Consider the following 24,362-nt stretch of genomic DNA (forward strand, 5'->3'; position numbering starts at 1 on the left):
TATGTGCTCGAGGGCACGTAGCTCAGTCTGGATAAGAGCGTCGGACTTCTATCCTCGTCGCGTCTGCGATGGGGGAAGACATCCGACGGTCGTGGGTTCAAATCCCATCGTGCCCGTGATTCTGCGACGAACGGACGTGAGGAGCGAATCACGAACGGAGATGGGTTGAAGTAGACGGCGGCGAGCGAACGCGAGCCGACGGCGTGGTTCAAATCCCATCGTGCCCGTCCGAAAACTATCGTTTTAGAACTTCTCTCAAGAAGTCCACTCGAAAGGTACTATCGTCCGTATTCGCGATATTCCAAATCAGAACGCCGCGCCTCGAGCAGCTATCCGAGTCTTGGCGGGCCGTGGGCTGTCTACATTCATAATCCACCCTGAAGCGCCATGATTACGACCGTCAGGAATACCATCGGGAATGGCCACGCGACGATCGCCGCCAGCTCGTACCGGCCGTGACTTATGTCCCACGAGATCGCGAAGACCGCAGCGAGCAGTGCCACCGAGATATCCGCGCCCCGATGGTCCAGATTGCTCCCGTCAGGTTGTAGCCCCCGAATACGTCGATACTGATCGTGAACACGCCAAAGATCAGCGACGCGAAGAACGGCAGGAAGATCAGCGCCGCTACGTCGATCAGGTCGATTTCATTCTGTCCGCTCGGTCTCATCGAACCGATGTTCACTCGAGTTGCCATAGTGCGACGGCGAGCGGTCGCACCCGCCCCTACGAAAACCTCAGCAAAACCGTGGCACAACCTTGGTATCGCAGATAGTCACCACCATTTGTACCAAAGCGGGTTGCCGCCGCTGCTATGGCGCTGAATAAACTCTGCCAGTTGGACCAGAACTAACTCGGTGTGACGCTCCCGAAAGACGATCTCCGTGTCGAGGGGTTGGTGAACGAAGACGGCGAACTCGAGGAAGAGCTTCACATTCATATCCGGCATGTGGACGACGGCAAGTAGCAACTCGAACTCGTCAAGGCGATCGATATGTGATCGAAACGGATGAAATGTATTTTAGAACGGATTATATACTATGATCTGATGGAAACAGTGCTCCTGTTATTCTAGACAAGACCAGCTAAGTAGCCGCATATGCGATACAACGCCCAAAAAATCAGTGGTTATTTGCTTAGAAGTCCCACTCAGCAGAGCCAATAACGGTCTCAGCGTTACCGTCAACAGCAACGATGTTCACTTCACCAGAATCCAGAAGATGGCCAGTCGAGGTACTGTTCCCAATCGTCACAGTACTCCCGACGCCACTAAAGCTAAGTTCTGTTTCTCCATTACTAACGTCGGGGTGGCTGTCATCAAGCCCAGTGCCATTACGAATGTAGAACTCCTCAGCATTCCCTTCCTGTTCAAGGGTGAACGTTACTTCTCCGTCAGTGTTACTGACATCAGTATCAACAGCAGCGTTCACGGAACCTTCGCCCATGCTGTCACCCATATCTAGGACGAATGTCGCGATCACGGCAGCCAGAATCACAGTAATAGCCACCATGAGGATGACGCCGATAACGGGCGATACGGCGCGTTGTTCTTCCGATCCGACCAGTTTGTCACGCATTAGTTTCAGATCCATGTATTCTCATGCGCCGTGAACGGTCGGAAGGATTATACACAGTGGTAAGGTACCACCGACTGCACGGGGGGATTGGACACACATCCCGTTGCACCCTTCCTTGCCGCTCCGATTTGGCGCTGATAACTACCAGTGGAAGCGGGGTATATATAATTTCCCGATAGTGTATTCGATCGAACGAAAAGACGGTCATATACGCTTTCAGGTCTGATAATTAGGCGCCTGTAGAACATCTACAGCACCGGCTTGAAGCAACGCCGTCTTGTGATTTCGGTTCTATCCCTCGAGTCAGTAGTTACTTGATACGTCTTTCGTGACGGAATTGTATGACTGTGGATGGCCCACTACCGACCGAGCGTGGCTTCGCGCGCACCTACGGCGGCGGCTACTACGAGGACGCGGCGTCGGTCGTTGAGCAGTGCTACGACGTGCTCGCGTACGCACGCAAGCACGACGCAGGCTCGGCGGCAACCGCATCGGCTCTGGACCTGCCCCGGTCGCGGCTGCGGACGTGGATCGACGACAGTGGGGTACCCGATCCGGTTCATGCGGTCGAAACGGCGCGAGACTCAGGTGGCTCGAGTACGAATTTGATAACCCGGAGTTCGTTGGCCCGAACGCTCTCATCGCGAACGTCTTCTCCCGCAGATCGATCGCCGAAGAGGACTACCGACCGTGTACGCGATCAATCACCGTGGTGAAGATAGCCACGTCTTCGACGCTCTCGAGTTGGCCGGGGTCGAGTACCAGGTCGTCGATGATCGCGACGGCCGAGCAAACGAAGTTCGACCGGCGGAGGCCGTGCCAGTATACCTCGAGGTCGCTCCGACTAGCGTTCGCGAGACGTTTGTGTACGCATATTTGGAAATGGAATCGCTACAACTGCTATTCTCGGAGTTACACATTGGCAAAAACAGCGCGGATGCCACTGATTCCGGCAGCCCCAATCGTTTCAAGCCGACTCCCCAAACGCCTCGAGCCACCAGCACCTGTATGGACGACACCGCAACCAACCCCGCCGCGACCGTCCCCGAGGTCGACAGCTTCGCGGAACAGGCCCGCCGGCGCGCCGAAACCGAACGGGAGGCCGTCGGGTGGGCGATCGACGAACTCGAGACCCTCATCGACGCCCGCGGCGTCGACCTCGAGCCGTTGCTCGAGTACGCTCGGCGCAGCCGCGAGAGCCTGCCGGATCGCTACCGGCGGGCCTACGAAGCGATGGCGGACGTGTTCGACGTCGACGCGCCGGTCTACGAGGTCTACGTCTTCGCGTACTCGGAACTGTGCGAGGAACTGGCCGAGGGCCCCGAACCCTGCTCGGAGAAGAACCCGAAGGGGTGTACGAACGCGCTCGTGGCCGAGTCGTCGGTCGCCGACGGAGCCGACGCCGCCGGCCCGCTGGTGTTCAAGAACCGCGACATCGCGGGGCGGGGCCTGCGCCCGAAGTCAATCGTCGAACAGCCGCCGATCGACGACTATCACGGCATCCTGACGATCGATACCTGCGGTACGATTTCGATGTTTAAAGGGGTCAACGATCAGGGACTGGTCGCCGCAAATACCTACATCGACAGCGAGTCCGCCGACGTCGACCCCGAGGATCAACTGCGCAACGGTACCGTCATCCGGACGCTCTTGGAGGAGTGTGCGACCGTCGACGCAGCCCGCGCAAAACTCGAGTCCCACCCCACGAAACACCTGATGGGCCAGACGCTGTTTCTCGCCGACGAGACCGATGCCGTCTTGCTCGAGGTCGACCCCGCTGCCGAGCGGATCGCGGCCGACGAGGGGCCGATCGCCACCCGAACGAACCACTTCGTCATCGCCGAGTCGACCGAGGCCAGGAGTTCCACGAAGCGACGCCGTCGCGCCCTCGAGTTGCTCGATGACCTCGAACCGCTCACCCGCGAGGACCTCTGGACGATCGCCCGCGACCACGAGCACGGCCCCGGCGACAACTCGATCTGTCGTCACCCCGAACCCGAGGCCGGCGAGTACGCGATGGGCCAACTCACCACCGCCAGCACGGCTGTCTTCGAGGGCGGTACGCCGACGATCGAGGTCGCGATGGGCAACCCCTGCGAGGGCGAGCGGCTGCGGTACTCGTTCGGCGACGCGGTGCCGGCCGACCTGCGGACGGGCCGGCGCTGGCTCGAGGGGATGAGCTAACGACTCCGGTGAATCGTCTGACAAAAGTCGCTCCTCCGTAGCCAGCGGTGCCCGGATCCGAACGGCTTCAGGCGCGAACGCGGCGCCGCTCGAGATCGGCCTCGAGACGCCGCGCGGCCGCGAGTCGCAGACGCTTGGCGCGCCGTTCGGTAAGCTGGCCGTCGGGAAGCTGCGTCGTCAGCGGCTCGTACTTCGACGGCGTGAAGCCGAGCCTGCGGAGGTACGCTTGCACGTTCGCGTCCTCGAGGCCGTCGTAGATCGCGGCGTCGGTAACCTCCTCGACGGTGTCGAACGCGGGGAGCGGGACGCCGTCGGCGTCCGGATCGCCGCTCGTTTGGGCGCCGGCGCGATCGGGATCGCCGTCGACGACGGCGGTGCCGCGAGCGTCCGCCCGCGCGACGATCGAGCGGACTTCTTCGGCGAGTTGCAGCACCTGACTCGGCAGCGCGGCGTCCGGCGAGCGCCACTCGACGGTCGGCATCGCCCGCCGCAGCCGGACCGGATTCCAGCAGGCCTCGTAGGGGTCGAACTCCTCGTCGAAGGCCGCCGGGTCGACGCCGCGCTCTATCGCGCGCTCGCGGAAGGTCTCGAAGGCGTCGTCCATCCGTTGCTCCCACTCGGCGACGCTATCGACGTAGGGCCACAGCTGGCCCTGGTCGGGGCAGGCGCCGTAGCAAGACCGGCGGTAGAGGTAGGGGCGGGCGCACTCGAGGATCGGTTCGCCGCGGTAGTGGGACGAACTGGCCACGAGCGAGAACGCGGGATCGATCGCCGTCAGTGCGTTGAGCTGGTCGACGACGCTCGACTGTTCGAAGTGGATGTGCGTCCCGGCACAGACCCGAGCGTCGTCGAAGGCCGGGCCGACGATCCGGCGCTGGAGGTCGGTGCTTTGCTTCTCGCGGTACGGGATTTCCGACGGCGGGGCGTACAGCGGCGTCGCCAGCGGGACGAGCCGCTTTCCCCGCTCGCGGGCCGCCTCGACGACGGTCGCGATCCGATCGCGAAACTCCGCGCGGAGCTCCGCCATCGACGTACAGGGGGTTGTCTTGATCTCGAGCATCGGCTCGACGAACTCGGGGTCGATCCCGTCACAGACGTCGAGCAGTGAGTCGGGCGGGACCAGGTCGCCGTCGTCGTCGACGACCCAGTACTCCACCTCGAGGCTGGTTTTCATGGATGTCTCTTGCGCGTGTGAAGCGGTGGCTCTCGAGCGCCGTCGGGGGACGGCGGGAGCCGAGTTGTGGCAGCACCGATACCGAATATCGCACTGCGCTGTACCGCATTCGGTGCCGACGTGGTGCGTCGTGTGTACCGGAAGTGTAGCGCCTATCCCCGTGAACCGATTGAGCTTGCGTACGAAAGTGATAGATTGGGGCGTAGAGGGCCTGTAACGTGCTAGCACACGGGTTTCAGAGAATGTGGTTCGGTACCAGGGAACCCACAATTCAGGGTCGCGCAACCGGCGTTTCGCTCTCTTTCTGTCCCCTCGAGGATCGAAGATCCCGCCCGACTGTCGATCCGTGGGCCCGTGGGCCGAATTTGACTCGTCGTCCGCGCCGTCCCTCCGTCCCTCCGCCGGCTGTGGTCAGCGCCGCCCCACTAACGCCCGTGTCACGTGATTGCGTCGGCGTCTCTGCTGGGTTCTTACCCCTGCAGTAACAAGATACAACCACGTATGAGCGACGACGCAACCGAGACTGCGGACGACGGCGACGCTTCGGTGATCGTGGTCGGCGGCGGCCCCGCCGGTCTGAGCGCGGCCCTCTTTACCGCGAAGAACGGCCTCGAGACGACGGTGTTCGACACGGACGCGACGTGGATGCACAAGGCGCACCTGTTCAACTACCTCGGCATCGGCTCCGTCGGCGGCACGGAGTTCATGGAGACGGCCCGCCAGCAGGTCGACAGCTTCGGCGTCGACCGCCGGCAGGGCGAGGAAGTGACGAGCGTCGAGGAGACCGAGGCCGCCGACGGCTTCGTCGTCGCGACCGAGGCGGGCGAGTACGAGGCCGACTACGTCGTGCTCGCGACGGGTGCGAACCGCGACATCGCCGACGAGTTGGGCTGCGAGTTCACCGAGGAGGACGTGGTCGACGTCGACGTCGACATGGAGACCAGCGTCGATAACGTCTACGCGACGGGCGCGATGGTCCGTCCCGAGGAGTGGCAGGCCGCGATCGCCGTCGGCGACGGCGCCGCCGCAGCACTCAACATCCTCTCGGCCGTTAAGGGCGAACACTACCACGACTTCGACGTTCCCGCAGATGCCGAGCGCGTCTTCGGCGACGCGGTCGCGGAGTAAACTCCCATGTCCGACGAATCCGAATCCACGACGCCGGTCACGCCCGAACTCCCCGATAGCCCGTTCCACACGACGGGCACCGATCACATCACCATCTGGGGGAGCAACGAGGAGGACACCGTCGAATTCTACCGGGATCTCCTGGGGATGCCGCTGGTGCTGCGCCAGCCGAACCTCGACGACCCCTCCCAGACCCACCTGTTCTTCGACACCGGCGACGGCCGCATCCTGACCTTCTTCGTCAGCGACGACCGTCCCTCCGCGCGCGGCCAGCGCGCCGGCGTCGGCGCCGTCCACCACCTCTGTTTCAGCGTCGAACCCGACGAGTACGAGGAGATCATGCAGTCTCTCGAGGAGGCCGGCCACGGCTACAACGTCTTCGATCGGGGCATCTTCCACTCGATCTACACCCGCGACAACAACGGGCTGGTCATCGAACTGAGCGCCGACAAGTACGAGATTCCGAACGACCGCCGCGGCGAGATCCTCGCGAAAGCTCAGGAGCTGCGCGAGGCCGACGGCGCCGAGTACGCCAAGGACGAACACCTCCGGCAGGCGATCGAGGACCTCGGCCTCGAGGTCGTCAAACACGACCTGCCCGACGCCAGCGCCGGCGTCGGTGGTGTCGAATGAACCGCGGCGGCGGCCACCAAGGCGAGAACCCCCATCAGGGGCAGGAACTGGTGACGGCCGGCACCGACCTCGAGGACGCCGAAGCCGCGATCGTCCTCGTTCACGGCCGCGGCGCGACGGCCCGCAGCATCGTCCAGATGGGCAGCGAACTCCACCGCGAGGGCGTCGCGCTACTGGCCCCGCAGGCGGCCCGGCGCACGTGGTATCCGAACTCGTTCCTCGAGCCGGTCGAAAAGAACGAGCCCGGCCGCACCTCGGGCCTGCAGGCGATCGAGGACGCCATCGACGAAGCGAACGAGGCCGGCATCCCCACGGAGCGGCTCGTGGTGCTCGGTTTCTCGCAGGGCGCCTGCCTCTCGAGCGAGTACGTCGCGCGCAACCCGCAGCGCTACGGCGGCCTCGTCGCCTTCAGCGGCGGTCTCATCGGGCAGGAAATCGATCCCGACGACTACCTCGACGTCGAGGGCGACCTCGAGAACACCCCCGCGTTTCTCGGCTGCAGCGACTCCGATCCGCACATCCCCGAGGAGCGCGTCCACGAGACCGCTGACGTCCTCGCGGACCTGAACGCCGACGTCACTAAGCGCCTCTACGAGGGGATGGGCCACGGCGTCAACGAGGACGAACTCGAGTTCGCGTCCGAGATGGTCGCGAACCTCCTCTCGGCGTAACTGCGGCGCTTTTTATCATTCGAGTCGGTGGTCGCCCGCTGCGACGAGCGACTCGAGGTCGACGGCGTCATCGGCTCGTAACTCGACAAACGACCGCGGCCGGTCCGGATCGTCGGTCTTCTCGCCGATCGAGCGCCGCCACCAGGCGACGTCCCGCCACTCGGCCTCCGTGTAGCCGACGGCGGGGAAATCGCCGACGCGCTCGAAGCCCATGCTCTCGTGGAAGCCGACCGTCTCGGGGTTCGGCAGCGTCGTCACGGCGTAGGCGTCGCGGATCCCCTGGCGCTCGAGGACCGCAAAGAGCGACTCGTACAGCGCGCGGCCGACGCCGGCCCCGCGTGCGTCCTCGGCGACGTAGATCGAAAGTTCGACCACCCAGTCGTACGCGCGGCGCTCGCGCAGTCGGTGGGCGTAGGCGTAGCCGACGACCTCACCTGCGACCTCGCAGACCAGCCACGGGTACTCCTCGAGCGTCGATTCGATTCGTTCGGCCATCTCGGCCGCCGTCGGCGGCGTCTCCTCGAAGGTGACGGCCGTCGAGTCGCAAAACGGCGCGTAGATGTCGCGGACGGCCGCGGCGTCGTCGGCCGTCGCGACTCGAATGCGCGATCGCGATTCCATAGCGGGCGTTTCGATCGGTCGCTGATAAGCGCGCCGACTCCTCGTCGCCGCGTTCTCGCCCCGTTTTCGCTATCTCAGCCGCTGCAAAGGCACACAACGACTTTCCGTGCCGTCGGTGTCCGATCCCCGTACGCGATGTCCCGATCTCGAGGACCGCGATGCTCTCGACGGCGACTGCTCTGGGCCGCGAGCGGCGCTGCGGTCGGTCTCGCCGGCTGTACCGGCTTGCAGTCCGATGCGGGCGCCCACTGGCGGGAACCGGGTGCCGACGACGGCGAGTACGAGCGCTTCGGCGACGGTACCGAGTCGGCGGACACGGTCGCGGAGTCGGACGTCGACGCACAAACGGACGCGAACGGGACCGACGGCGACGACGACGGCACAGCCGCCGGATCGACCGACGACCTCGTCGTCGTCCCGCCCGATGACGAACCGGAGGGCGGGATCGAAACCGCCGGCTCCGTCGTCCTCGAACCCGATGCCTCGGTCGACGATAACGTCGAAGCCGGCTATCAGGTCGTCCTCGAGGACGAGGCCGAACTCGACGGAAATCTCGAGGCCGGCGACGACGTCCGGCTGGATCCGGGGGCCGCGATCGACGGCAACGTCGAGGCTGGCGGCGGCGTGATCCTCAGAACCGGTGCCGAGATCGACGGGAATCTCGAAGCAGACGGGACCGTTTCTATCGCGGAAGGCGCGGAAATCGACGGGAACGTCACCGGCAGCACGGTAACTGTTGCCGGCGACGCCGAGGTCGACGGCGAGATCACTGAAACGGGCTGAGGAGACGAGTCGGACGACTGTTCTCAAATGCCGCTGGCCCGACGGGATCGCACCGTGTGCAGTACGGGAACTGCAAGGATCGCGGCGAGACCGAACCCGAGTGCGCCGCTGGCTGCGGGCACGGGCATCGAGACGAGTCCGAAGTAGACGAGCGCCACCGCCAGCGGCGCGAACGCGCCGACCGCGAGCCCGATTCTGAGCGCGAGGCGGCGATCGATCCGCGAGCGCGACCGCGAGTGGGAGCGGTGATCGCGTGCACGGTCGCGTTTCCGTTCCTGTTCACGTTCACGTTCGCGTTCCGGGAACCCTTCGCTAAGCCGAACGAGTTGCCAACCGCCGAACGCGCCAAGCGACGCACCGAGTAACAGGACGGCGTCCGGATCGTCGCTGGCGACGAGAACGGCACTCGCGCTCGCGAGAATGGCCAGTGCGAACGCGGCCGTGGCGCGATCGGCTGCATATCGATCGAGCAGCCACTCTGTGGCGAGCACCAGGAGCAACCCGCCGGCCGCTCCGGCAGCGACGTCGACGAGGTAGTGGACCCCGAGCGCAACCCGCGAGAGACAGACCGCGACGATGACGGTCGCCGCGCCGAGTAGCCGCTGGCGGGCCGTTCCGATCGAGAGTCGTCTGGCGAGAGCGACGTAGATCACCGTCGTCATGAACGCGTGGCCGCTCGGAAAGCCGTAGCCGTCGGCCGTCCCGATCGACTCGTACAGTGGCCGTACTATTGCTGGCAGCGACTCGAGTCGGACGAACGGCTGCTCCGGTCGCGGGAGCGCGAATGCGTATTTCAGCGTGATGATGGTGGCGAAGCCGGTTAGCAGCAGGCCGACGACGACGGCCGCTTCCTCGCGGTCGTCCGTCCGGTACAGGTAGAGGCCGCCGACGAGCAGGGTCAGGAACCAGACGTCGCCCAACTGCGTCACGAGCGCGACGACGATCGCTGCCCACTCCGGGATCAGATCCTGTATCGGGCCGAACTCGCCGATGCCTCGAGCCATACCGTCCCTCTAGACGGAGCAGCGACTAAGACGTGGCGCCTTCGCACGTCGCACTCGTCGGATCAGATAGGCAGCTAGATAGGAGATGGTGCTGATACCGTCGAACAACGCCCGCTCGTGCCATGATCTCCGCTCTCGTCGACGCCGGCTACGCTGCGCTGCTGGCGTACGGGTTGCCCGCACTGTTCGTCCTGTTCATCGTCAAGGGGGCGATCATCGGCAAGCCGTTTCCGACGTCGGTCTTTCTCCCCGGCTACATCGTCGCCGTCTCGGCGTCGCGGTGGACGATCGTCGCGAGCGTTCTCGTCGCGTCGCTTGGCTACACCTGCGGCCAACTGCTAATATACTGGCTGGCGGCCGCTCGCGGCCGCGAGGCGGTCGAATCGCTGCCCCGCGTCTCGATCACCGACGATCAGTACGCCCGAGCGGAGCGGTGGTTCCAGCGATACGCTGGTGCCGGGATCGTGATTACGAACCTGGTCCCGTACGTCGGCAGCTTCATCATGATCCCGGCGGGAATCGCGTCGTACCCGTTCGAACGGGCGGCGTTCTACGCGTTGACCTCGACGCTGCTGAACTACGTGCTGATCGTCTGGGTCGTCGTCGGCTCCGTGCAGTTCGTTACCGGTTGAAGTCGATGATTTCGCCCCTCGAGCGGAACCAGTGAGCCGAGACGAGAGCCGAACGGTGATGCAGAAATCGACTGAACGAGCCGATCCGAAAGCGAGTGAAGGTAGCGATAGCGTTAGTGGCCCTGATCGTGCGGGTTCAGCGCCGTGCCGTAGTTCTCGGCGTGGTCCGTGTAGTCGATGAACCGGGGCGCGTCGGGGTCGAAGGGCCGCTCTAAGCTCTCGAAGGCCTTCTTCTTGTCCCAGCCCTGGAGCTTGCCGATCGCCGAGCGGTCCTCTAAGTCGTGGTAGTCGAGGTTCGGCTCGGTGAGTTCCCAGGCCTTCATTCCCTGCTCGGTGCGGATGATGACGCTCGAGTACTCGTCGCTCGAGCCCACGGAGCCGACGGTGACGTCGGCGCAGAAGCCGGTGAAGTCGGCGCACTCGTCACAGCCCTTGAGCGCGGCGTCGTGGAAGTTCTCGATGTCCTCCTCCAAGATCATCTCGCCGTCGTGGCCGTAGATCATCATCTTCCCGTGGAGGACGTCCATCTTGCCGATGTCCTCGGGGTCGATGCCGCGCTGCTCCTGGACCATCTCGCCCATGAGGCTGTAGTAGTTGAAGTTCTTCGTACACATCAGGGCGATCGTGTAGTCGACCGCGCGGATGCCCTGATTTTGGGCCTGGTAGTCCCACTCGAAGTCCTGTAGGGCGCGGATGCCCTCGATCTCACAGGGCGTGCCGACGAGCGCCAGCGAGAGGTCGTCCCAGTCCTTGTCCGGGAGCTTATCCTCCCACTGCTCCAAGTCGAGGTTGCCCAGCGCCAGCGTCTGGTTGTAGACCGTGCCGGCGTTCTCGATGAGCTCCTCCTTCGTCGTCGCGAGGAAGCTCTCGGCCTTCCAGGCTTCCTCCTCGCTCTCGGTCGCGATCAGCGCGCCGTCGATCTCGCCTTCCTCGAGCAGCGTCGCGAGGATGCCGGTGACGACGCCGCCGTCCTGGGCCTGATCGGTCCAGTCGTCGTCGACCTTCGCGGAGAACTCCGTGATCGGGTCGCCGGCGCCCTTGACGTTGTCCTCGCCGCCGGTGATCTTCCACTGGCGCTCGTACCGGAGGCCGCCGCGGGGACAGAAGTCCCAGCAGAGCGAACAGCCGGTGCACATCTTGACCAGCTTGGGCAGGTCGTCGTCGCCGACGCCGATCGAGTCGGAGGGACAGGCGGCGACGCAGGTCCCACACTGGATACAGCGTCCCTCGTCGATGACGGCCTCGTCCAGTTCCATGAACCAGGTCTTCTCGTCCGGCGTCTCGATGTCGTTCATCTCCGACCGGATGGAGTACTCCGGCGTGTCCAGATCGACGCCCTCGGGAACGCCGACGCGGGTGTCCGGCGCGTCGTCGTAGACGTCCTGACTCACGTTCTCGGCAGGTTCGGTGAACTCGAGGTCTCCGAGATTGCCTTCTTCGTCGACGTTGGCGACGCCCGCACCGTCGGTGGCGACGGGTTTGTCGGCTGACGCTGAGTCGGCGGTGGTGCTCGAGGCGTCGGCTGCGGGTTCTGCGGTCTTCTCGCCGCAGGTACAGGTATTCGGCGAGCAACTGTCGCCCTCTGCGTGTTCGTGACCGTGTCCGCCGTCCGTCGCGATAGCGCCCTCTCGAGCGTGCTCGGTCCCGTCCCGCGAGCGCGGCGCGGCGTGGCCGGCGTCGGGGACGATGACGGCGTCGTCGTCGCGAGCCTCGGATTCGGGGACGCTGGGGAACGTGCGTTCTTCGGCGTCCCGTCCGTCGGTTCCGTCGTCGCGTCCGTTAGTCCCCATGGGCAACACCTCGTGCAACCGGCGCGTCGGCGTCGGTCATGAGCGACCGGAGCCGCTCGTTGTCGATGCGGCGGGCCCACTCGTAGAACCGCTCGTCGTCGTTGCGGTCCGCGTTGTAGGCGTCGAACAGCTGCTCGAGCGCCGGGATCACGCCCTCGGCGGGCACCGCGCGCTCGATCCAGTCGAGGAATTCGTTGTCGGCCCCGAGCGCACCGCCCAGCCCGAAGTCCATCCCCTCGACGAGGTTGTCGCCCTCGTCGTTGGGCGAGTCCTCGTCCTCGAGTTTGACGGTCTCGCCGCGGAAGCCGATGTCCGCGATCTGGGGCTGGGCGCAGGAGGCCGAGCAGCCCGACATGTGCATCCGGACGACCTCTAAGTCGTCGGGCGTGTCGATGCGCTCGTCGAGTTCGCGGGCCCAGCGCTTGGTGCGCTTTTTGGTCTCGATGATGGCGTAGTTGCAGAACTCGGTGCCCGTGCAGCCGACGGCGCCCCGCGAGAACGGCCCCGGATCGGGGCTGTACTCCTGGGCGAACGGCTCCGCGAGGAGGTCGTCGACGTTCTCCTCGGGGATGTGGGTGATGAGGAAGTTCTGGTCCGTGGCGAGGCGGATCGAGGTCTCCTCGGTGCCGTACTTCTTGGCGGCGCGGGCGGCTTCCGCAAATTCGTCGCCGCCCATGCGGCCGGCGATGACGTTGAAGCCGACGTACTTCAGCCCGTCCTGCTTCTGGTCGTGGACGCCGACGTGGTCGCCGCGGTAGCCGACCGTCAGGTCCTCGCCGCTCTCGGGGAGGTCGACGGTGCAGCGGTCGCGGACGGCTTCCTCGAACTTGTCCGCACCCATCTGCTCGACGAGGTAGCGCATCCGGCAGACGCCGCGGTTGTTGCGGTCGCCCAGCTCCTTGAACGTCTGGGCGACGGCGCGGCAGAACTCGACGGCGTCCTCCGGCGGGATGAAGACGTCGAGATTCGAGGCCATCCGCGGGCCGTCGGAGAGGCCGCCGCCGACGCGGGCGTGGAAGCCGTAGTAGTATTGGCCATCTATTTCCTTCTTCGCCGGCGTGAGTCCGACGTCGTTGATCTGGGACTGGGCGCAGTCGTGCTTACAGCCCGTGATCGTGATCTTGAACTTCCGCGGGAGGTTGGCGTACTCGCGGTTTTCGGTGAAGTAGTCCGAGACGGCGTCGATGACCGGCTGGGCGTTGAAGCACTCGTGGTCGTCGAGCCCGGCCGCGGGACAGCCCAGCACGTTCCGGGCGGAGTCGCCACAGCCCTGGACCGTCGTCAGGCCGACCTCGTCGTACCGCTCCCACATCTCGGGGACGTCCGAGACTTCGACCCAGTGTTTCTGGATGTCCTGACGGGTCGTAATGTCGAGGAAGGCGTCGCCCCAGAGCTCGTTCTGCTCCTCGCCGCCGTACTCTTCGGGTGCGGTAGCGTAGTCGGTGGCACACTCCCCGATGACCTCGGCCTGCTCGGGCGTGAGATAGCCGCCCGGGACCTTGGTCCGGATCATGAAGTAGTCGTCCTGCTTCTGGGAGTACATGCCGGCCCACTTGAGCCGCTCCCACTCGCCGCCGCCGGCGCGCTCCTCGATTTCCTCGTCGGAGAGGTTCCCCTCCGCGTAGTCGTAGACGTCCTCGATGACGTCCAGCGGATGCTTTTCTTGCTTGTGTTGTTCGACTGTATTCACGCAAACCACCTCGTGGTTGGCTGAACGGTGTGAAGCGAACCTCGAGACGGCGGAGCCGTCTCGGTGGTTTGTGTGAGTTCGAAAACGCTCGCGTTTTCGTTATTCACGCAAACCACCCCGCGAGACGGTCAACTCGAGAATGAGTGTCGCTACCTTCAAGGACCATTGTTTAGCGGGTACTAGAACCCGACACGTATACGCTCCCGTAACTCGGCGAATCATGTCGTGGGTCGCTCCAACCAGTAAATGTTGCCTCATACGTTCGCGTTGACACGCCGTTGAATCGGGAAATTCCTTTCCACAGGCCGGTAGCCGGCAGCGACCGAATCTATCCGACAGAAACCGTGCCAACTACCGGAGATATGATCCGGTAGTTGTGCGCATTCGGGCGATCGGGTTCTGCTCGTGGATCGGATTCGCAATTCGGCCGTCGAAGCGGGTGAGGTCCACCTTCATGCTCGGATACCGACGCGACGAACTGTAGCCAAAAACAGACGCTGAACAGCTTGCCGACGGACCGCTACCGACGGCGATGACGAGCCGTCGCTACTCCTCGTCGTCCTCGAGCAGCCGGTCGACCATCTCGTCGGGGTCGAACCGCTCTAAGTGGTCGTAGCCCTGCCCGACGCCGAGGAAGAGGATCGGTTTCCCGGTGACGTGGGCGACCGAAATCGCCGCGCCGCCGTTGGAATCGGCGTCGGCTTTCGTCAAGACGGCGCCGTCGATCTCGGCGGCGTCGTTGAACTCGCGGGCGCGGTTGACGGCGTCCTGCCCGGCGACCGCCTCGTCGACGAACAGCGTCATGTCGGGGTCGACGACGCGGTCGATCTTCGCCAGTTGGTCCATCAGCCCCTCGTCGGTGTGGAGCCGACCCGCCGTGTCGCCGAGCACGACGTCGACGTCGTTAGCCTCGGCGTACTCGACGGCGTCGTAGAGCACCGCGGCGGGGTCGCCGCCCTGCTCGTGGCTGATGCACTTCGTGTCCAGCGCGTCGGCGTGCTCCTGAATCTGCTCGTTCGCGCCGGCACGATACGTGTCGCCGTTGGCCATCACCGTCGAGTAGCCCCGCTCCTCGAGGTAGCGGCTCATCTTGGCGATCGTGGTCGTCTTCCCGACGCCGTTGACGCCGGTGAAGACGATGACGACGGGCTTGTCCTCGATGGCGATGCGCTCGTTGAAGTCGAACTGGCCGACGCTGATCACGTCGTAGATCGCGTCGCGCAGGGCCTCCTCGATCACGTCGCCGGTCGAGGTGGTAAAGGCCCGCGTCTCGCCGATCAGTTCGTCGCGCAGGTTGTCGAGGATCTCGTCGACGACGCCCATCTCCACGTCGCTCGAGAGCAGGGCCAGCTCGAGTTCGTGGAGCGGGTCCTCGAGGTCCTCTTCCTCGATGACGAACTTGCCCTTGACGAGCGACTTGGCCTTGCGGCCGAAGCCGGTGCTGTTGCCGTCGTCCTCGCCGGCTGACTCCTCGTCCGCCGGTTCGTCGTCCTCGACGGGCTCCGCAGCGGCGTCGGCCGCGTCAGCCGTATTGACGTCGGATTCGGCGGCCTCGTCCGCCGGCTCCTCGGGCTCGTCGTCCCGAATCATCCCCTCGAGATCCAGTCCGGAACTGGACTCGGACTCGCTCTCGGGTTCGGGCTCGGCTACGGCGTCAGATGCGGCAGCCGTGTCGGCATTCGCCACCGATTCGGATGCGGTCGTCTCGGCCTCGAGACCGCTCTCGCCGTCGCCGTCGGGACCGGGATCGGGATCGGCCCCCGCGGCCGCGTCGTCGGTGGTAGTGGTATCCGGGGCTTCCGGCTCGGCTGCGTCGGGTGCATCGGCTGTCTCGGTATCGCCATCGGCAGCCGCAGCGTCGCCCTCGATCGCCGCCTCGTCGACGTCTGCGAGATCGTCCTCGTCTTCGACCTCCTCGACGTTCTCTTCGGCGGCTTCTTCGGCGTCCTTCCGGAAGCTCCCGAGCTTCTCCTTCAGATTATCGAACATGGTGGGTAGGTAAACGTGAACGGAAACGTGGGGCCGCGGTTACGTGCGGTTACTCGTCGTCCGGCTGGCCCTGTCCCTGGCCCATCTGCTGCATCTGCTGTTGCATCGCCTGCTGCTGGAGCTGCTGGGCCTGCTGCTCGAGCTGTTCGCTTTCGCTCTCGAGTTCGGCGATCTCCTCGTTGACATCGTCGATGCGGTTGTCGACGGTGTCTTTCTTGTTCTCGAGGGCGTCGACGGCGTCGTCCTGCTCGAATTCGGCGGCGTAGTCGGCGCCGAGGTCGACGATGGCCTCGTCGATGTCTTCAATCGTCGCGCGAAGGTAGGCGCCGCCGCCGAGCGGGACCTGCACGGTCGAGCCCGTCTCGAGGGTCTCGAGGGCCTCGATGGCCTCGTCGATCTCGGTCTTTTCCTGCTGCAGTTCCTCGACGTTGGCCTGCAGCGCCTCGATCTGTTCCTGAATTTCCTGCAGTTCCTGGGAGAGCTGCTGGAGTTGCTGCTGCCCCATTAGGCCGTCACCTCCTCACTCTCGACGACGTCCTCGAGCTCGATCTGGGTGCGCTTGAGGCCGTGCTGGCTCCCGAGCTGCGCGTAGGCGTGCTCGCGAGCGACGTTCTCGTTTTCCGCCTCGATGGTCGTTTCGAACTCAGCGAAGCCGTCGCGAGTCTGGAACCGGCCGGTGACCGTAAACTGACTCATAGGTCCCACTCCGGCGGGCAGTCGGAAGAATCTTCCCTTCTATAAACGGGGGTGGCTTTCGGTCGCACCGAGTCGTTTCGAGGCCAGAGCCGGCCTCGAGTCGCTACGATCCCTGTCTTTCCCCGTCTTCCCGGCGATTTCGTCGACAAGCGTTCGGCGGCTCAAAGCGACGGCGCTCTCCGACGGCCGACAGGCTCCGACCGGGGATTCGAGGGACGGCCGGTTCGTAGCGACGTGCTTCCCGCCGTCCCCCTCGAGCCCAACTAATTTCGTCCGCGCCGCTCAAGGATGACCCATGGGAGAAATTGATTCCGACGACCTGTTACCCAATGACCGAATGCGCCAACAGGCCCTCGAGGGCGAGGTGACGCAGATCCACCGCGGCCACCGGTATGCCGACGAGGGAGACACGTTCGCGATCGACGACGAGACGTTCGAAGTGACGACGGTCACCGAACGCACGCTGGGCGATATGACCGACGAAGACGCACAGGCAGAGGGGATGGACGATCTCGAGACCTACCGCCGGATGCTCGAGCGGGTCCACGACGACTTCGAGTGGGACGACGACAGCGAGGTCGTGTTACATCGGTTCGAGAAACGGTAGCCGAGAATCAGCGCGGTAGCCAACAGTTGCTGCACGGTCGCTTACTTCTCGAGGTGGCGCAGTTGTCCCGGGGCGTCCGTGGTCCCGGATAGTGCCTCGGCCGTGGGATCGGTGGTCGAGCGAACCGCCGCTCGCGGCGCCCGCGGCGACCGGTACGCCGCGAGCAACGACCACGCCACACCGGTCGCGACGAGCCCGACTGCGGCGAGATCCATGCCGAGCGTGGCGAAGGTCACCGCGTAGACGGCGCCGAGCGCCGCTTTCGGCAGGCTCGTCAGGAGCGGAATCCGCGTCGTGCAATCTCGCAGCGCGGGGACGAGAACGGCGACCGTGAGGAGACTACCGGCCAGAAAGACGAGATCCTGCCAATCCATACGTAGCGTACTCGCTCTCGAGTAAATATGGCTGCCGGTCAGAAACAGCGGTCCGAGAAGGGGGTCGCGACTTGCAGCGCGCCGGTCAGTCGATGTAGCCCAGCGCGTCCTCGATCCGGCCCAGTTCCGGGCCGGTCGTGTCCTCGCCGACGACGTAGCCGGACTCGTTCGCGATCAGGCCGGAGCCGACAAGCGGCGCGCCGTAGTTGACGGTGCCGACGTCGGCCCGGACGTCTAAGGCCTCCTCGAGGAAGTCGAGTTCCTCGTCGGTCGCCTTCGGGTGACAGAGCACCCCGGTATTGTTCGCGACCGCGGCGGTGCCGACCGTCCGGACGCCCGCGAGGTCGCCGCGTTCGACGGGGACCTCGAGGGTGTCCTCGATGATCTGGATCGCCTCCCGTGTCAGGTCGGGATGGACGTAGGCGCCGTAGTCGTTCGCCAACACGACGTTCCCGGCCGCGTTGACGTTGCCCGGCAGCTCCGCGATCGGCACGTCGACGGCCTCCTCGAGGCGCTCGCGCTCGTACTCGAGGACGCGGGAACTGACCAGCAGGCCGTTCTCGTTACCCGTCGCTAACGCGCCGACCGTCGAGGAACCGCCGACGGTCGTTTCGATGGCGGGCACCTCGAGTTCGTCGGACAGGTCGGCGACGACGTCGTCGTCGACGTCCTGGCGAACGAGCACGCACGAGTCGGTCGCGCGGGCGAAGACGCCGACGTACGCCGACCCGGCGAAGGCGAGACGTTGCAAGTTTAGTCGGCGACCTCGGCCTCGACGACGGCCTCGCCTTCTTCCTCGAAGCGGGCCGCGCGGACGCGGAGCTTTCGCGGCGGGTTGGAGCGTCCGTTCTCCCAGACGGCCTCGTTGATCGAGGGGTCCAGGCGGATGGCGTCCTCCTCGACCGCGAAGTGTTTCGCGAGGTGCTCGCGGACGAGTCGCATCGCCAGATCCGCGGCCTCGTGGTTGGCGCCCTTCTTGACGTCTCGCAGCGGAACGGTAACGACGCGTTCCTCGAAATCACTTGCGCTCATTGTTACTCGTCAGTGTCGCTGCGTCGCCAGTTGCGTCGCTTCGGGTTCCGCTGGACTTCCATGTCGGTCTTCATCATGACCCAGGCCGGAACGCGGCTGTTCTGGTTCTCGAGTTTGGCAAGTCGCTTTTTCTTGCCCTTCGATTTCTTACTCATAGTGGCCGAAGGTAGCCCATGCTGGCTTAAAATCTTGTCCATTGGATTCGACCACCGGTCTCGACCCGACTGTCGCCCCGAATCGGACGTTCGCGGGCCGATTCATCCCGAAAGCGTTCGCTCGAGGTAGCGCGTGGCCGCCTCGAGCGTCGCGTCGGTCGGCGTCGCGGTGTACGCCCGGCGGTCGACGTCCTCGTAGCCGTCGTGGCGGGTGAACGCGTCGTGATTCGCGCAGCCGCGGCCGGGAAAGCGAGCGGCGCCGTCGGCGACGCGGATCCGATCCGGACCGGCGTAGGCCGTCGCCATCGGCGTGACCTGCAACCGACGGCCATCGTCCTCGGATTGTACGGCGGCGCCCAGATCGTGGTCGCACGGCGAGTCGTTGACCGCCTCGGCGACCTCGGGCGTGAGGAACGTGTGCAGCGTCTCGTGGATCGCCATGTTTCGCGTCACCGGCCTCGAGTCCCAGACTTCGGTGGCACCGAGATTCACGACCGCCAGCGCGCCGTCGACGGGCGTTCGTGCCGTGTCGGAATCGGGAGTTACGTCGGTCCCGTCGTCGGCTTGAGCCGTCGAGCCGATCGCCGCGTTCGGCGACAAGGTCCCGCCGTACCCCACGCGATAGTTGAACGGCGACCAGCAAAACAGCACGTGCGTCGTCAGTTCCTCGAGCACGTCTCGTCGGCTCAATTGCTCACGAAAGGCCTCGAGCACCGTTGACAGCGACGGGGCGACGAACTCGCCGGGGCCGTCGGCCGCCGAGAGCGGGTACCGGACTGGCGAGCCGCGTTCGACCTCGATCTCGAGCCCTTCGAGACGCGAGTGTTGATCCGCGTACTCGCGGACGCGCTCGAGGGTCGCCTCGATCGCCTCGAATCCGTCCCTGAAGGGAAGCGGCCAGTCGCGGTGCATGCCGGCGACGCCGGCGTGGGCCCAGCCGTGCAACGGGACGGGGCCGGGATAGACGCGAACGCGGACGCGCGACGTGTCCGCGGTGGCACTCGTCGTCCGCGGCGTAATCGCCGAGGCCGCACCCGCACCGCCGAGCGAGGCGAGCAGTTCGCGCCGGCTGACGACGCCGCCGTCGCGGCCGTCCCCGTCCTCGGCGCCGTCGGTTCCGCGGTCCGTTCGCGCCATCGTTTTCACGCCGCCCTACACCGATCGGCCCTATCATAGCCATTCGTCCCGCGCCTGACGGTGTCCTCGTCCGGAGAGTCGCCGTCGGTGAACGGTGTGCGCTGCGGGACGGTCGTCGCAGCCGACTCGAGTGCGGTCGACTCGCCTGCGGTCGCCTCGAGACTGATCGCGCTGTACGGCAGGTCTACAGCGTCCGCCCCGCTTATGTGACACAGAAAAAGACAAAATATTTGATGTATCGGCCCGTCCGGCCGGGTATGCCCTCCATCATCGTCGCAGCAGGAGTCGGTGTGTTCGCATTCATGATCTTCGCCGTTCTGATGCTCGTGTACCTCGGGATGGTCGTGTGGACGTTCTCGGATGCACAGCAGAACAGCACCCACCCGGCGTTTCTCTGGGCGATCGTCGTCTTCTTCGCGCCGCTGCTGGGTCTCGTGCTGTACGTGCTCCTCGGTCGCGACGCGACCGGTCCCAGGTCCGGTCCGGGTCGCGGGTACTGACGGCCGACAGTCGCCGTTCGTTCGAATCCGCAAGGGCCGGCGTTATTCGAGCGGGAACGATTCGACCGTGGAGTAGACCGGCCCGTCGCTGGTTAGCGTGCTCTCGGTCAGTCGCACCTCGTCGACGCGCATCTCGCCGATGGTCGGGTCGCGCTCCTGTACGAGTTCCTGCACCAGGTCCTTCCCGCCGGCGTGTTCCATCCGCGCGAGCGTGACGTGGGGCGTAAAGTCGTGCTCCTCCGGGTCGAACCCCATCGCCGTCGTCCGCTCTTCGATGGCCTCGTGGAGCCGCGTGAGTTCCTCGCCGCCCGTCTCGGTCCCGAACCAGACGACGCTGATGTACTCGAGGCTGGGGAACACGCCCAGGCCGCCGAAGCGGGCCTCGAAGGGGTCGACGCCCGCATCTTCGACCGCGGCCTCGAGTTCGTCCTCGATATCCGACAGGCGACTCTCGTCGACATCGCCGAGGAACTTCAGCGTGAGATGGGCCTGCTCGGGATCGGTGAAGTTCAGCCCGCCGGCGTCGGCGAACTCCGCTTGCAGGTCGGCCACCGGTTCCGCGAGTTCGTCTGGGAGGTCGACGCTGACGAACAGTCGCATACGCGAGTTGTCGCGGGCGCGCTACTCAACGGTGACGGTCCCGACGGTGCTGATCGACCGTCCGCTGTCGACGCCGGCGTCGAGACGAACGCCGAATGTACCCGCGGTACCCAGGTCGCAGCCCTTAACAGCCCGCGACGCCAAATTCGGCTAATGACTGACCGCGAGGCCGACGACGACGATCGGCACGAGTTCTCCGAAGGGGCGGGATTCGACGACCCCTACGACGAGTTCGATCTCGACCCGCCGGAACTGGACGTCGACCCTTCGAGGGTCGACCCCGTCGACTCACGCGTCGTCGCCGACATGCTCGACGAGGAAAACATCGGGAGCGACGAGGTCGACGCTCAGGAACTGCTCGACGTCGGCCTGAACTACATGCAGATCAACCGCTACGAGCAGGCCACCGAGGCCTTCGAGCGGACCGCTCACTTCGCCGAGGACGACCACGTCGAGCAGGAGGCCTGGGTGAACAAGGGCGTCGCCCACGCCGAACTCGAGGAGTGGGACGAGGCCATCGGCGCCCACCGCGAGGCCCTGCGGATCGACGACTCGAGCGAGCACGCCGCGACCGCGGAGACGAACCTCGCGTACGCGCTCTGGGAGTTCGGCGAGACCGCCCAGGCCCTAGAGCACGCCGAACGCGCCGTCGAGATCGACGAGCGCTTCGCCGAGGGCTGGTTCAACCGCGCCTTCTTCCTCTCGGAGCGCGGGCTGTCCGAGGAGGCCCTGCACTGTATCGACAACGCGATTCGGCTGGGGATGCGCAACTCGCAGGTGCTCGAGGAGAAGGCCCACATTCTCGAGGAACTGGGCGAGTACGACGAGGCCGAGGAGATCGCCGAGGAGGCAAACGAGATGCGCGAGCGGGCCGAACAGCGCGTCATGGAGGAGCGCGAGGAGATGTTCGGCGAGGCGCCGGGCGGTGCCGGCGCGGGCCGACCGTCCGAGTTCCAGCGGGGTGAGCCCGAGGACGTGACCATCACCGATCCCGGCCGGGCCTCCGACCGCGACGACGAGGACTGGCAGTTGGAGTAAGGGATGATCGTCAACGAACGACAGACCGAAGAGGGGCTGCTGGTCGCCGTCTGCGACAGCGACGTGCTCGGCGAGACGTTCGAAACTGACGCCGTCTCGCTGACGGTCACCGAGGAGTTCTACGGCGGCGACGAGGTCGACGAGAGCGCCGCGGTCGACAGCCTCGCGCGGGCCGACATCGCCAACATCGTCGGCACCCGCGCGGTCGAACTCGCGATCGAAGAGGGGTTCATCGACGAGGCGAACGTCCTCGAGGTCGGCGAGACCCGTCACGCGCAGTTGTTGCGGATGTACTGACCGCGGCCGGGGCTGCGGTCAACGCGCCGAGTTGCATTAGAGATCCGCCTTCTGAAACCGGTAGTAGCCGATCGCGACGGGCACGACCAGCCAGCACAGCAGGACGACGACGCCGAACCAGTCCTGCAGGAAGAACGGCGCGTCGCCGGCGCCGGCGTACCGCTCGGCCGGCGTCAACTGCGACGCCTCGAAGCTCTCGAGGCCGTACTGGAAGGTGAAGGACGGAACGTCACCGTCGACGATCGTACTCGCCAGCGTCGTGTAGGCGGACATCGGGTTGAACTGCTCGAGGAGGAGGTACCAGGTTTCGGCTTCGACGGGCGGCCCCTCGCCGTAGATGAGGTAGTACGGGCCCGCCGTAACGAGTTCCCACAGCGCGACGAGGAGCATGTAGATCCCGACGACGAGCGCCATCGACTTGCCCCGGGTAGCAACGGCGGCGGAGACGCCGACGGCTAGCCCGGCGAAGGCGACGCCGAACAGCAGCGTGACCGCGGCGAAGCCGAGCCAGTCGACGATCGGCACGCCGCCGAAGAGGACGGCGCTCAGGACGAGCGCAACGACGAACGCGAGGCCGACGGCTGCGCCGACGACGGCCATCCGCCCGAGCAGTTTGCCGAAGACGATGTCCGTCCGATTCGGCGGCAGGCCGAGCAGGAGTTTGATGCTGCCCGACCGGCGCTCGCCGACGACCGCCATGTAGCCGGCGATGAGCGCGGCGATCGGGACGATCGTCTGTAGCGGAAATCCGAGGAAGCTCAGCATCTCGGCCGCGGTCACGTCGTCGGCCGTGTACCAGATCGCCGCGTAGCCGACGACCACGATACCGACGAGCAATCCGATCAGCGCCCAGAGCAACTTCGACCGGCCGGCGTCGTCGAACTCCTTTCGCGCGACGGTGCCGATGTGGGAGGTCATTCCGCCACCCCCGAGCCCGCGGCCGTCGGATCCCCGGCGTCGGCTTCCGGGGCCGCGGCCGCGGACGTGGCGCCCGCGGCGCCGGTCAGACTCGCGAACAGCGACTCGAGCGAGACGTCCCGAATCCGAAGGTCTCGAACCGTCGCACCTGCATCGACGAGTTCGGTGACGACGATCGCCTTCGCCGCCGGATCGACGACCGTACACTCGAGCGTCCGCCCGGAGGCGGCGACGTCGGTCACGCCGTCGATCGACGCGGCGACGGGGGCGAGGTCGTCCGCGGCCGCGGGGTCAGCCAGCGCCAGTTCGACCGTCGACTCGCCGCCGATCGACTCGCGCAGGCCGTCGATCGTGTCGACGGCGACGAGTTCGCCGTCGTTCAGCACCCCGACGCGGTCGCAGACGGCCTCGACGTGCTCTAAGATGTGACTCGAGAAGAAGACGGTCGTTCCCCGTTCGGCCTCCGCGCGAACGAGGTCCTGCAGTTCGCGGATGCCGTGGGGATCGAGGCCGCTCGAGGGTTCGTCCATGATCAGCAGGTCGGGGTCGCCGACCAGCGCCATTCCCATCGCGAGGCGCTGGCGCATCCCCGTCGAGTAGCCGCCGGCCGCTCGGTCCCGGGCTTCGGGCTCGAGACCGACGCGATCGAGGATCTCGTCGGGGTCGTCGTCGGCCTCCTTGGTCTCGATGGCGAACTCGACGTGGCGGCGGCCGTCGAGTCGCGGGTAGATGTCGAACCCCTCGGGTATAATCCCGATTCGGGGGCTAATCCGGTCGGCCTCGGCCTGGGCGTCGTAGCCCAGCACGGTCGCCGATCCCGCCGTCGGCCGGGTGAAATCGAGCAGCATGTTGATCGTGGTCGACTTCCCGGCCCCGTTCGGGCCGAGGAAGCCGAACACCTCCCCGTCCCGAACCGTGAGATCCAGTCCGTCGACGGCGGTGAGGTCGCCGTACTCCTTCGTGAGCGCTGTCGTGTCGATCGCAGCCATCCCGCCGGGACCTACCACGATGGCCCGTATAAGTCACCGGCAGGGATCTCACGCCGGGAAACGCGCTCGAGGCCCTCGAGCGGGCCCGGCGCCACTGCTGCCGGTGCAGTCGCGAGCGGTGCGTCCCGGGCGAACGTTTTTGG

Annotated in this window: 28 protein-coding genes and 1 tRNA gene; 11 read left to right on the forward strand and 18 right to left on the reverse strand. The window is 65.5% G+C overall.

Features of this window, described 5'->3' with window-relative positions:
• The first annotated feature begins 11 nt into the window (after positions 1-11).
• Positions 12-116, forward strand: a tRNA-Arg gene (locus tag ATJ93_RS16875).
• A 344-nt stretch (positions 117-460) separates the two neighbouring features.
• Here the strand turns inward: ATJ93_RS16875 and ATJ93_RS16880 are convergent.
• Both ATJ93_RS16880 and ATJ93_RS16885 read right to left on the reverse strand, forming a co-directional pair.
• Entirely contained in the window at positions 461-697 is a 237-nt protein-coding gene (locus tag ATJ93_RS16880) for a hypothetical protein (RefSeq protein WP_147376661.1), read from the reverse strand.
• Between the two features lie 439 nt (positions 698-1,136).
• A complete protein-coding gene (locus tag ATJ93_RS16885; protein WP_120245820.1) occupies positions 1,137-1,592 on the reverse strand; it encodes a type IV pilin in 456 nt (151 codons plus the stop codon).
• Between the two features lie 993 nt (positions 1,593-2,585).
• On the opposite strand from ATJ93_RS16885, the gene ATJ93_RS16890 reads away from it, so the two are divergent.
• Positions 2,586-3,761 (forward strand): C45 family autoproteolytic acyltransferase/hydolase, encoded by a 1,176-nt coding sequence (locus ATJ93_RS16890; RefSeq protein ID WP_120245821.1) that lies wholly within the window; start codon positions 2,586-2,588, stop codon positions 3,759-3,761.
• A 67-nt stretch (positions 3,762-3,828) separates the two neighbouring features.
• Here ATJ93_RS16890 and ATJ93_RS16895 read toward each other — a convergent pair whose 3' ends face one another.
• The gene (locus tag ATJ93_RS16895) at positions 3,829-4,935 is read right to left on the reverse strand and encodes a glutamate-cysteine ligase family protein (RefSeq protein WP_120245822.1); all 1,107 of its coding nucleotides are present in this window, start codon (positions 4,933-4,935) and stop codon (positions 3,829-3,831) included.
• A 501-nt stretch (positions 4,936-5,436) separates the two neighbouring features.
• Between ATJ93_RS16895 and ATJ93_RS16900 the strand changes: the two genes are divergently transcribed.
• Genes ATJ93_RS16900 through ATJ93_RS16910 form a run of 3 tightly spaced genes read left to right on the forward strand, consistent with a single transcriptional unit; the run spans position 5,437 to position 7,367 of the window.
• Positions 5,437-6,063 (forward strand): FAD-dependent oxidoreductase, encoded by a 627-nt coding sequence (locus tag ATJ93_RS16900; RefSeq protein ID WP_120245823.1) that lies wholly within the window; start codon positions 5,437-5,439, stop codon positions 6,061-6,063.
• A 6-nt stretch (positions 6,064-6,069) separates the two neighbouring features.
• Entirely contained in the window at positions 6,070-6,696 is a 627-nt protein-coding gene (locus ATJ93_RS16905) for a VOC family protein (protein ID WP_120245824.1), read from the forward strand.
• On the forward strand, positions 6,693-7,367 hold the full coding sequence (locus ATJ93_RS16910; RefSeq protein ID WP_120245825.1) for an alpha/beta hydrolase: 675 nt from the start codon (positions 6,693-6,695) through the stop codon (positions 7,365-7,367). The genes ATJ93_RS16905 and ATJ93_RS16910 overlap by 4 nt, the downstream gene beginning before the upstream one ends.
• Positions 7,368-7,382: 15 nt before the next feature.
• On the opposite strand, the gene ATJ93_RS16915 is transcribed toward ATJ93_RS16910, so the two are convergent.
• Positions 7,383-7,988 (reverse strand): GNAT family N-acetyltransferase, encoded by a 606-nt coding sequence (locus ATJ93_RS16915; protein ID WP_120245826.1) that lies wholly within the window; start codon positions 7,986-7,988, stop codon positions 7,383-7,385.
• 135 nt (positions 7,989-8,123) lie between these two features.
• Here ATJ93_RS16915 and ATJ93_RS16920 point away from each other — a divergent pair, with 135 nt between their 5' ends.
• Positions 8,124-8,771 carry a bactofilin family protein gene (locus ATJ93_RS16920; RefSeq protein ID WP_120245827.1) on the forward strand — a complete coding sequence of 216 codons (648 nt, stop codon included), beginning with the start codon at positions 8,124-8,126 and terminating at the stop codon, positions 8,769-8,771.
• Positions 8,772-8,794: 23 nt separating this feature from the next.
• Here ATJ93_RS16920 and ATJ93_RS16925 read toward each other — a convergent pair whose 3' ends face one another.
• Positions 8,795-9,775: a phosphatase PAP2 family protein gene (locus ATJ93_RS16925; protein ID WP_120245828.1), complete on the reverse strand. Its 981-nt coding sequence runs from the start codon at positions 9,773-9,775 to the stop codon at positions 8,795-8,797.
• A 122-nt stretch (positions 9,776-9,897) separates the two neighbouring features.
• Here ATJ93_RS16925 and ATJ93_RS16930 point away from each other — a divergent pair, with 122 nt between their 5' ends.
• Positions 9,898-10,407: a DedA family protein gene (locus tag ATJ93_RS16930; protein ID WP_120245829.1), complete on the forward strand. Its 510-nt coding sequence runs from the start codon at positions 9,898-9,900 to the stop codon at positions 10,405-10,407.
• Between the two features lie 113 nt (positions 10,408-10,520).
• Here the strand turns inward: ATJ93_RS16930 and ATJ93_RS16935 are convergent, their stop codons facing one another.
• The 5 genes from ATJ93_RS16935 to rpl18a all read right to left on the reverse strand — a co-directional run bounded on the left by ATJ93_RS16935 (position 10,521) and on the right by rpl18a (position 16,572).
• Entirely contained in the window at positions 10,521-12,197 is a 1,677-nt protein-coding gene (locus ATJ93_RS16935) for a Coenzyme F420 hydrogenase/dehydrogenase, beta subunit C-terminal domain (protein WP_120245830.1), read from the reverse strand.
• A complete protein-coding gene (locus tag ATJ93_RS16940) occupies positions 12,187-13,887 on the reverse strand; it encodes a nitrite/sulfite reductase (protein ID WP_120245831.1) in 1,701 nt (566 codons plus the stop codon). Before ATJ93_RS16940 ends, ATJ93_RS16935 begins: the two co-directional genes overlap by 11 nt.
• Before the next feature lie 546 nt (positions 13,888-14,433).
• Positions 14,434-15,876, reverse strand: coding sequence for a signal recognition particle-docking protein FtsY (ftsY, locus tag ATJ93_RS16945; RefSeq protein WP_120245832.1), 1,443 nt, complete (start codon positions 15,874-15,876; stop codon positions 14,434-14,436).
• Positions 15,877-15,925: 49 nt separating this feature from the next.
• Entirely contained in the window at positions 15,926-16,381 is a 456-nt protein-coding gene (gene pfdA, locus ATJ93_RS16950) for a prefoldin subunit alpha (protein WP_120245833.1), read from the reverse strand.
• A complete protein-coding gene (gene rpl18a / locus ATJ93_RS16955) occupies positions 16,381-16,572 on the reverse strand; it encodes a 50S ribosomal protein L18Ae (protein WP_120245834.1) in 192 nt (63 codons plus the stop codon). Before rpl18a ends, pfdA begins: the two co-directional genes overlap by 1 nt.
• Before the next feature lie 295 nt (positions 16,573-16,867).
• Between rpl18a and ATJ93_RS16960 the strand changes: the two genes are divergently transcribed.
• Entirely contained in the window at positions 16,868-17,179 is a 312-nt protein-coding gene (locus ATJ93_RS16960; protein ID WP_120245835.1) for an ASCH domain-containing protein, read from the forward strand.
• A 41-nt stretch (positions 17,180-17,220) separates the two neighbouring features.
• On the opposite strand, the gene ATJ93_RS16965 is transcribed toward ATJ93_RS16960, so the two are convergent.
• From ATJ93_RS16965 to ATJ93_RS16985, 5 genes are all read right to left on the reverse strand, one after another.
• Positions 17,221-17,553 (reverse strand): hypothetical protein, encoded by a 333-nt coding sequence (locus tag ATJ93_RS16965; RefSeq protein ID WP_120245836.1) that lies wholly within the window; start codon positions 17,551-17,553, stop codon positions 17,221-17,223.
• A gap of 85 nt (positions 17,554-17,638) precedes the next feature.
• A complete protein-coding gene (locus tag ATJ93_RS16970) occupies positions 17,639-18,304 on the reverse strand; it encodes a translation initiation factor IF-6 (protein ID WP_120245837.1) in 666 nt (221 codons plus the stop codon).
• 2 nt (positions 18,305-18,306) lie between these two features.
• Positions 18,307-18,585: a 50S ribosomal protein L31e gene (locus ATJ93_RS16975; protein ID WP_120245838.1), complete on the reverse strand. Its 279-nt coding sequence runs from the start codon at positions 18,583-18,585 to the stop codon at positions 18,307-18,309.
• A gap of 2 nt (positions 18,586-18,587) precedes the next feature.
• The gene (locus tag ATJ93_RS16980) at positions 18,588-18,740 is read right to left on the reverse strand and encodes a 50S ribosomal protein L39e (RefSeq protein WP_120246041.1); all 153 of its coding nucleotides are present in this window, start codon (positions 18,738-18,740) and stop codon (positions 18,588-18,590) included.
• Between the two features lie 102 nt (positions 18,741-18,842).
• Complete coding sequence (locus tag ATJ93_RS16985; RefSeq protein ID WP_120245839.1) at positions 18,843-19,877, reverse strand: hypothetical protein; 1,035 nt, start codon at positions 19,875-19,877, stop codon at positions 18,843-18,845.
• Positions 19,878-20,134: 257 nt separating this feature from the next.
• Between ATJ93_RS16985 and ATJ93_RS16990 the strand changes: the two genes are divergently transcribed.
• Positions 20,135-20,377 (forward strand): PLDc N-terminal domain-containing protein, encoded by a 243-nt coding sequence (locus ATJ93_RS16990; protein ID WP_120245840.1) that lies wholly within the window; start codon positions 20,135-20,137, stop codon positions 20,375-20,377.
• A 42-nt stretch (positions 20,378-20,419) separates the two neighbouring features.
• On the opposite strand, the gene thpR is transcribed toward ATJ93_RS16990, so the two are convergent.
• Complete coding sequence (gene thpR, locus ATJ93_RS16995; RefSeq protein ID WP_120245841.1) at positions 20,420-20,977, reverse strand: RNA 2',3'-cyclic phosphodiesterase; 558 nt, start codon at positions 20,975-20,977, stop codon at positions 20,420-20,422.
• 153 nt (positions 20,978-21,130) lie between these two features.
• On the opposite strand from thpR, the gene ATJ93_RS17000 reads away from it, so the two are divergent.
• Complete coding sequence (locus tag ATJ93_RS17000; protein WP_120246042.1) at positions 21,131-22,015, forward strand: tetratricopeptide repeat protein; 885 nt, start codon at positions 21,131-21,133, stop codon at positions 22,013-22,015.
• A 3-nt stretch (positions 22,016-22,018) separates the two neighbouring features.
• Positions 22,019-22,312, forward strand: a complete 294-nt coding sequence (locus tag ATJ93_RS17005) for a DUF424 domain-containing protein (RefSeq protein WP_120245842.1) — start codon at positions 22,019-22,021, stop codon at positions 22,310-22,312.
• A gap of 36 nt (positions 22,313-22,348) precedes the next feature.
• On the opposite strand, the gene ATJ93_RS17010 is transcribed toward ATJ93_RS17005, so the two are convergent.
• Both ATJ93_RS17010 and ATJ93_RS17015 read right to left on the reverse strand, forming a co-directional pair.
• Positions 22,349-23,230 (reverse strand): ABC transporter permease, encoded by an 882-nt coding sequence (locus ATJ93_RS17010; protein ID WP_120245843.1) that lies wholly within the window; start codon positions 23,228-23,230, stop codon positions 22,349-22,351.
• On the reverse strand, positions 23,227-24,219 hold the full coding sequence (locus ATJ93_RS17015) for an ABC transporter ATP-binding protein (protein ID WP_120245844.1): 993 nt from the start codon (positions 24,217-24,219) through the stop codon (positions 23,227-23,229). Before ATJ93_RS17015 ends, ATJ93_RS17010 begins: the two co-directional genes overlap by 4 nt.
• Between the last annotated feature and the right edge of the window lie 143 nt (positions 24,220-24,362).

It is taken from the genome of Halopiger aswanensis (assembly GCF_003610195.1).
In the GTDB taxonomy this organism is placed as follows: Archaea; Halobacteriota; Halobacteria; order Halobacteriales; family Natrialbaceae; genus Halopiger; species Halopiger aswanensis.

Excerpts from the sequence above, each read along its gene's own strand:
- ATJ93_RS16880 (WP_147376661.1), bottom strand. The coding sequence starts at position 697 with ATGGCAACTCGAGTGAACATCGGTTCGATGAGACCGAGCGGACAGAAT.
- ATJ93_RS16885 (WP_120245820.1), bottom strand. The coding sequence starts at position 1,592 with ATGGATCTGAAACTAATGCGTGACAAACTGGTCGGATCGGAAGAACAA.
- ATJ93_RS16890 (WP_120245821.1), top strand. The coding sequence starts at position 2,586 with ATGGACGACACCGCAACCAACCCCGCCGCGACCGTCCCCGAGGTCGAC.
- ATJ93_RS16895 (WP_120245822.1), bottom strand. The coding sequence starts at position 4,935 with ATGAAAACCAGCCTCGAGGTGGAGTACTGGGTCGTCGACGACGACGGC.
- ATJ93_RS16900 (WP_120245823.1), top strand. The coding sequence starts at position 5,437 with ATGAGCGACGACGCAACCGAGACTGCGGACGACGGCGACGCTTCGGTG.
- ATJ93_RS16905 (WP_120245824.1), top strand. The coding sequence starts at position 6,070 with ATGTCCGACGAATCCGAATCCACGACGCCGGTCACGCCCGAACTCCCC.
- ATJ93_RS16910 (WP_120245825.1), top strand. The coding sequence starts at position 6,693 with ATGAACCGCGGCGGCGGCCACCAAGGCGAGAACCCCCATCAGGGGCAG.
- ATJ93_RS16915 (WP_120245826.1), bottom strand. The coding sequence starts at position 7,988 with ATGGAATCGCGATCGCGCATTCGAGTCGCGACGGCCGACGACGCCGCG.
- ATJ93_RS16920 (WP_120245827.1), top strand. The coding sequence starts at position 8,124 with ATGTCCCGATCTCGAGGACCGCGATGCTCTCGACGGCGACTGCTCTGG.
- ATJ93_RS16925 (WP_120245828.1), bottom strand. The coding sequence starts at position 9,775 with ATGGCTCGAGGCATCGGCGAGTTCGGCCCGATACAGGATCTGATCCCG.
- ATJ93_RS16930 (WP_120245829.1), top strand. The coding sequence starts at position 9,898 with ATGATCTCCGCTCTCGTCGACGCCGGCTACGCTGCGCTGCTGGCGTAC.
- ATJ93_RS16935 (WP_120245830.1), bottom strand. The coding sequence starts at position 12,197 with ATGGGGACTAACGGACGCGACGACGGAACCGACGGACGGGACGCCGAA.
- ftsY (WP_120245832.1), bottom strand. The coding sequence starts at position 15,876 with ATGTTCGATAATCTGAAGGAGAAGCTCGGGAGCTTCCGGAAGGACGCC.
- pfdA (WP_120245833.1), bottom strand. The coding sequence starts at position 16,381 with ATGGGGCAGCAGCAACTCCAGCAGCTCTCCCAGGAACTGCAGGAAATT.
- rpl18a (WP_120245834.1), bottom strand. The coding sequence starts at position 16,572 with ATGAGTCAGTTTACGGTCACCGGCCGGTTCCAGACTCGCGACGGCTTC.
- ATJ93_RS16960 (WP_120245835.1), top strand. The coding sequence starts at position 16,868 with ATGGGAGAAATTGATTCCGACGACCTGTTACCCAATGACCGAATGCGC.
- ATJ93_RS16965 (WP_120245836.1), bottom strand. The coding sequence starts at position 17,553 with ATGGATTGGCAGGATCTCGTCTTTCTGGCCGGTAGTCTCCTCACGGTC.
- ATJ93_RS16975 (WP_120245838.1), bottom strand. The coding sequence starts at position 18,585 with ATGAGCGCAAGTGATTTCGAGGAACGCGTCGTTACCGTTCCGCTGCGA.
- ATJ93_RS16980 (WP_120246041.1), bottom strand. The coding sequence starts at position 18,740 with ATGAGTAAGAAATCGAAGGGCAAGAAAAAGCGACTTGCCAAACTCGAG.
- ATJ93_RS16985 (WP_120245839.1), bottom strand. The coding sequence starts at position 19,877 with ATGGCGCGAACGGACCGCGGAACCGACGGCGCCGAGGACGGGGACGGC.
- ATJ93_RS16990 (WP_120245840.1), top strand. The coding sequence starts at position 20,135 with ATGCCCTCCATCATCGTCGCAGCAGGAGTCGGTGTGTTCGCATTCATG.
- thpR (WP_120245841.1), bottom strand. The coding sequence starts at position 20,977 with ATGCGACTGTTCGTCAGCGTCGACCTCCCAGACGAACTCGCGGAACCG.
- ATJ93_RS17000 (WP_120246042.1), top strand. The coding sequence starts at position 21,131 with ATGACTGACCGCGAGGCCGACGACGACGATCGGCACGAGTTCTCCGAA.
- ATJ93_RS17005 (WP_120245842.1), top strand. The coding sequence starts at position 22,019 with ATGATCGTCAACGAACGACAGACCGAAGAGGGGCTGCTGGTCGCCGTC.
- ATJ93_RS17010 (WP_120245843.1), bottom strand. The coding sequence starts at position 23,230 with ATGACCTCCCACATCGGCACCGTCGCGCGAAAGGAGTTCGACGACGCC.
- ATJ93_RS17015 (WP_120245844.1), bottom strand. The coding sequence starts at position 24,219 with ATGGCTGCGATCGACACGACAGCGCTCACGAAGGAGTACGGCGACCTC.